This window comes from Microcoleus sp. Pol12B4 (assembly GCF_036701385.1).
Lineage (GTDB): Bacteria > Cyanobacteriota > Cyanobacteriia > Cyanobacteriales > Microcoleaceae > Microcoleus.
Genome location: NZ_JAUBQR010000200.1, coordinates 6,591 through 12,448 on the forward strand (window position 1 = coordinate 6,591; position 5,858 = coordinate 12,448).

Consider the following 5,858-nt stretch of genomic DNA (forward strand, 5'->3'; position numbering starts at 1 on the left):
AAGTGAAGTCGCCACTTTTGTTGAATGCGATCGTACCGTTAGTCGGGGCTGTAACTAAGGCGGCACTCAGCGTGTCCGAATCTGGGTCGGAGTCGTTGCCTAAGACTCCGGGCACGGCAACGCTGAGAACTTTGTCGTGCAAGACGCTGTAGTTGTCATTGACGGCTACCGGGAAATTATTAACCAAGATGGGGCCGAGAGTAAAAGTGGCACTTGCTTGATCCGTGGCGTCTCCGAAAAATAGGAAGTTTGGCTGGGTGTAGGGATTGAAGGGTAAAGCAGGCTGGCTGGTTGCTGGATTAAATGCCGTGTAGTTGCGTAGCGGCTGATCTGTCAGCAATGCTGTGGTGCCGGCAAACAGGCTGTAAGTGGTGCCTTGAACGACCAGTTTGTAGTCTGTAGGAGTGTTGATGTCAAAAGGTAAAGGTGCATTTTCCCCGCGAGTAAAAAGAGTTGGGGATGCGCCACCGTTTTGAGCAAAAATGCCTCCGTTGACGCCGAGGTTGCGGTTGGTGAAACCGAGTTCAATGCCGTTTTGACCGTCGCTGCTAATGGCAATGATGCTGAAACCGGCGCGATTGTCGCTATTACTGGTTTCCGCCGTAATTGCAACGTTGAAAGAGACGCTATAGCCGTTAGTAAGGTTGAGAGCCGGGAAAGTTGCGTTGACTGGAGTAAATGTTCCTGGCGCAGGAGTAGGGGTGTATTTGTAGTTAGTGTAACCCGCATAGCCTGTAGTGTTATTCGCCGCCGTCACACTAGCAGTATTAATGCCCGTGTTGGGCGAGTACGCACCACCAGGCAGCGAACCAGAACCGGCGGGGAAAGGGAGAGGTAATTGTCCGTAAGCTAATTGAGTACCGGCTGCGGTCCCGATGCCTGGTGTGGTTGCTGATGTTGGTGGTAGTGGTGAATAGTTTGTGCCGTCGTATAGGGTACGGCCGAAGGCAAATTGATAGGCGGCTCTTGTGGCTGGGTCGATCGCCAGCCCAGAGGACACGACCCCTGTTGTATAATCTAGCTGCCAGTCTCCGCCCATAGCGGAACTGCCGATCGGCGATCTAGAAGCAGCAATTTTTGCCTTCGTTAGCTGACTCAGGTGCTGCACGAAGTTAGCGCCCTTTTCGCCCGCCGCTACATCGCACCCGTACAGCAAAATCTCTCCACTCTCTGCCAGCGATCGCGACCAAAGCTGCAATTGCTTGGCATAAGTTTTTAAATTTGTCAAGTTTAGATTGATCGCGCCTAGCTGCAAACTCGCGGGGCGGCCGTGGGAGATGATATGAATGCTTTTTATATGGCTGCGACTCACTAGTGCTGCCGTGATTTGTTCTAGTCCATCCCGCGCCGCATCCAGGGTAATAACTTCTGTCCCCGCTGCGATGCCGTTGCGGAGAGTTTGGGTGTCGGGAAGGGCAGAGTCGAGAAAGGCGATCGACCTTACAACTGAATTAATAAAATTTTGCACAATACACCTCGGGTTAGATGACCGTAGGAAAATTAAGATGTATAGAGCTTAGCAAATTCACACATTAAATGTCATGAATAAAATTAACAATCAAGACTGATATTAACTTTCCGTGAAGCTGCTACAGATTCATCTTGTAGAGGCGCGTTTAGCAAGTCATTCATTTCAAAAAGCGACAATTCCACTACAAAAGTTGACCTTTTAGGGCTCGATAGCTAACAGTTCTTCTGCTACCAATCCTTTCTGAATAGCGAACACTGCTGCTTGAGTGCGATCGCGCACTTCTAACTTTTGCAAAATCGCGTGCACGTGCACCCGTACCGTACCCCGATCACAATATTTGATTAATTTCATGATTGCTTTTTTCCCCGCAACTAAAACTAATATTTCCTGTTCTCGCTTCGTCAGCGGATTTTCCAAAACTTCTGATTTTGACGCAACTTTCACAGGTTCATAATTAGCAAAAACCGCCTGAATTTCCGTAGTTGCAGCCTTATCCTACCACGAAGCACCCGCTGCTACAGATCGAATTGCCAAAACCAAATTTTCCGCCGCAATTCGATTGAGGCAGTATCCCTGACTTCCGGCTGAAATCTACCTTTAAATTAACAATTTTTGTGGGTGAGATGTTAAAATTAAAACTGGTATTTGTGGAAGCAGTTGTTTAATTTGGCGCCACGCTTCAATGCCGCTAATTCCTGCCAAACCGTCATTTAATTGCTTTGCGAGAACTCACGCTGGGAGAAGTCGCAGACAATGTTGAAGACGATCCAACCACTTTAAAAAGTCAATTTTGCAACATTTACCAACGAGTTTCAGTGTCCATCTCGACTTATCATAATTCCTTGCAACTGCTGCTGCGGGACGCGAGGAGTGCTAGCTATATGAATGCCCAATTTTATGCTGTATTAGTCAACGATCCAGACCAATTTTTAACAAAAGCAGAAAGCTTGCACGTTGAAACTTATGAGAAACTCTGTCAACAATTTAAGGGGCAATTTTTGCGGGTCAAGGACACTAATATAGCTAAAGCGATTTCGGAGGTAGCTAAACAGTATCGCATTACTCAAATTGTGATCGGTGAAAGCCAGCAATTCCGCTGGAAGTTGCTGCGGGGTGCTTTGACTCAACAGTTAGTGGGATCGCTCAAACACGTAGATTTGCACATCATCGCTACTGAAAAAAGTCAGTAGTCAGTAGTCAGTAGTCAGTAGTCAGTAGTCAGTAGTCAGTAGTTATTAGTTGTTAGTTGTTAGTTGTTAGTTGTGAGTTGTTAGTTGTTAGTTGTTAGTTGTTAGTCATTTAGCATAAAAACTGCAACTTTTGGAGGATAGCTGAATCTAGCGGGTGGTGGATGCCGCAGAAGCTTTTATCTGTAAAAATAGCACTTGGTAAACCTGATTAAAAGTGCGATCGCTATGGTGGATATTTACATTCTCGACTTGCTAGCTATTGGCATCCTCCTGCTGAGCGTCACCTTGGGTTCCGGATGGATTTCGCGATTCCCTGTATCTTATGCCTTAATTTATCTACTTGTCGGTATCGGATTGGGCCCCTACGGCTCCAAGCTGATTAACTTGCGTCCCGAAGCTGAATTTTTAGAAAGACTTACAGAATTTGTAGTTATTGTTTCTCTGTTTAGTTGTGGCTTAAAAATGAACCGCCCGTTGCAATTTTGGGCTTGGAATTCCACATTGCGGCTGATCGGTTTTTTAATGCCCATTTCTATTTTCGCGGTAGCCGCTGTGGGTCATTGGTGTGTGAAATTAGATTGGGGTCCGGCGATTTTACTAGGAGCAATTCTCGCTCCCACAGATCCAGTTTTAGCCTCAGAAGTTCAGTTGGCTAATCTAGACGATCGCGATGAATTGCGCTTTGGTTTAACATCAGAAGGCGGTTTAAACGATGCTTTAGCTTTTCCCTTTGTTTATTTCGGCATTTATTCGCTAAAAGATAACAACTGGTCGAACTGGTTTTCGCAGTGGGTAGCAGTTGACTTGATTTGGGCGATCGCCGCAGGTATAGTTATGGGCATTTTAGTAGCTAAAGCCGTCACCTGGATCGATCGCCGACTCCAACGCTATCAACCGGCAGATCAATTAATAGAAGATTTCATTGCTCTCAGCACAATTCTGATTACATATTCCCTCACAGAAGTAGTTAACGGCTACGGATTTCTCGCAGTTTTTGTAGCAGGCATTGTCGTGCAGCGGAGTTACCGCAACCCAGAAAAGCCGCTTTCCCAACTGCACTTTACCGAGCGCATAGAAAAGTTAATGGAAGTAGCAACTATTTTACTATTAGGTTCGCTCCTCCGCATAGAACCTATCTTGGCTTATGGAGGCTACTCTCTCTTAGTAGCTGGATTGTTAATTTTTTTAATCCGGCCTGTGGGAGCTTGGATTAGTACGATCGGCAGTCCTTTACATCCCGCCAACCGCTTGCTTTACGGTTGGTTCGGCATTCGTGGTGTCGGTTCTATCTATTATCTTACCTATGCTTTCGGTCACGGTTTGAAAGGCGAAACCGCCGAAAAAATTGCCTGGATCACCTTTACAACCATCGTACTTTCTGTGATTTTACACGGCATTACTTCCACCCCGTTAATGAACTGGTACGAGCGCCGAATCAAACCTAAAGTCCCGGATTTAATTTAATTCAGTAAGGTGCGTGACTTTAATAGTCTTGGACGCAACTGTCACACAACAATCTACTTGTAGGGTGCGTCAGGCGAAGTTCTCTAACGCCGATCGGGAATTTCGGGAGCTGACGCACCTTACTATATAATCTAAAATCGACTTGTAGGGTGCGTCAGGCGAAGCTCTCTAACGACACCGAAAGAAAAGAAGATTATAATTTTTGGGATAACTCTAATATAAACGTTCGCCGAATCAAACATGGATAGATTTCAATTTCAGCTAGCAATGCTGCAACAAGGAGCAGAGGAACTAGAGAAAAAAATAGCTAACTTCACAACAATTCTGATTCAATTAAAAACTGCGGCAATTACCATTTGGGTAGCGTTGATTGGTTGGGTTTTTACAAGCAAAATAGATTCGTTGGTTCCCCTAGGATACGTTATAATTCTTGGTTTCTGGTTTTTAGAAGCTACCTACTGGAGGGTACAACTTTATTATATGCTAAGAGCCAATGGAGTTACCCAATTCTTGAATAATGAAAGCGCTTTAGATGAAAGTTTTCATACTCGCTCAATTCCCGAAGGTCTTGTTCACCCGCTCGGTTCATTAAAAACAGTTAAAATGCCTTCTTTATGGACAGCTATCTGCGCTCCATCACTCTATATTTTTTATACTTTTTTATTTGTTGTTAATTCGATCGTTTGGTTAATAACTCTTAAAACAGCCCTCTAACTGGGTAAGATCCCAATCTGCGAGCGACCGGACAATATCTTCCATCCCAACTAACTAAAAGTGTAAATTGGAGGTTCAATTTGCTTGCTACTCCAAAAAACGGTTGCTTTCTGTATCGTTTGGGTTAAGAGTTCGCCTGTTCTCTGCTCAATACTCTGTTGGTTATTTTCGAATAAGCATAACTGTTTGTGATTAACTTCTACTACGACAGCAACCTCTTATATTCAGGACTTAGGCAACTGGCATACTAAAATCAAGCTGTAGGGTGCGTCATGTGAATTTCTAGAACGATTATTGAGGGTTTAAAAATCTGATGTACCTTACTAATTGTGACTATTGACAATTTTAAAAGGACATGACAATGCAGTCCTTACCCGCAGCTAAACAGGTTTCACCCCAACTAATAAAGCGAGTTCCCGCCACTTCCAATAACAGTCTGCATCGGTAAAACCAATGTCTCTAAACCAGCGCAATTGCGTTTCGACATCTAGCAATTTATTAGATGGATCGTCTGGCGAATCGCTAATACCGATCGCCTCTCGAAATTTATCATGTAAAGCGGGAGTTGCGGACGCTACGTGCTCCAAATTGCCAAAAATTCCTCCGGGCTCCAAAAGCTCGAAAATCTCGGTGTAAAGCGAACGTTTGCGATCGTCTGCTACATGATGAATCGCAAAACTAGAAACAACCGCATCAAACTTGCCCAAATCCGGTAAGGATTCATCAAAATTGTGCTCGATTACGGTGACATTCTGGTCATCAGCAAAGCGAATTCTGGCTTTTTCCAGCATTGTCGGCGAAAAGTCGATCGCCACACATTCAACATTTGGTCGATCGCACTTAAGCAGACCCAACAACCGCCCGTCTCCCGTGCCCACATCCAGAATTCGCTTAACATTTTTTGGCACTTCCTCCAACAAAACCGCTTCACCTTCTGTGCGATGAGGAATTCCATCAGCTTTAGCAAGATACCACAAAGCGTGTTCCGCTGAAGTCCAAAGATTCACTTGACTCATAAA

Annotated in this window: 6 protein-coding genes; 3 read left to right on the forward strand and 3 right to left on the reverse strand. The window is 44.9% G+C overall.

All coding sequences use genetic code 11. The annotated features are described in order from the left end of the window. Together QUA38_RS22665 and QUA38_RS22670 are read right to left on the reverse strand one after the other, a co-directional pair. Positions 1-1,468: DUF4347 domain-containing protein (locus tag QUA38_RS22665; RefSeq protein WP_333165798.1), on the reverse strand; the 1,468-nt coding region annotated here is incomplete at its 3' end. A gap of 201 nt (positions 1,469-1,669) precedes the next feature. After that, entirely contained in the window at positions 1,670-1,915 is a 246-nt protein-coding gene (locus QUA38_RS22670; protein WP_333165800.1) for a LuxR C-terminal-related transcriptional regulator, read from the reverse strand. A 275-nt stretch (positions 1,916-2,190) separates the two neighbouring features. On the opposite strand from QUA38_RS22670, the gene QUA38_RS22675 reads away from it, so the two are divergent. The 3 genes from QUA38_RS22675 (at position 2,191) to QUA38_RS22685 (ending at position 4,839) form a co-directional block, all read left to right on the forward strand. Further along, entirely contained in the window at positions 2,191-2,661 is a 471-nt protein-coding gene (locus QUA38_RS22675) for a hypothetical protein (RefSeq protein ID WP_333165802.1), read from the forward strand. A gap of 195 nt (positions 2,662-2,856) precedes the next feature. Then, entirely contained in the window at positions 2,857-4,125 is a 1,269-nt protein-coding gene (locus tag QUA38_RS22680; RefSeq protein WP_333165804.1) for a sodium:proton antiporter, read from the forward strand. Positions 4,126-4,365: 240 nt separating this feature from the next. After that, the gene (locus QUA38_RS22685) at positions 4,366-4,839 is read left to right on the forward strand and encodes a hypothetical protein (protein ID WP_333165807.1); all 474 of its coding nucleotides are present in this window, start codon (positions 4,366-4,368) and stop codon (positions 4,837-4,839) included. A gap of 380 nt (positions 4,840-5,219) precedes the next feature. Here QUA38_RS22685 and QUA38_RS22690 read toward each other — a convergent pair. Next, the coding region (locus tag QUA38_RS22690; protein WP_333165810.1) for a class I SAM-dependent methyltransferase at positions 5,220-5,858 on the reverse strand (639 nt) is incomplete at its 5' end.

Bases quoted from the DNA above. Each gene is read 5' to 3' on its own strand.
- QUA38_RS22685 (WP_333165807.1), top strand. From the start codon at position 4,366: ATGGATAGATTTCAATTTCAGCTAGCAATGCTGCAACAAGGAGCAGAG.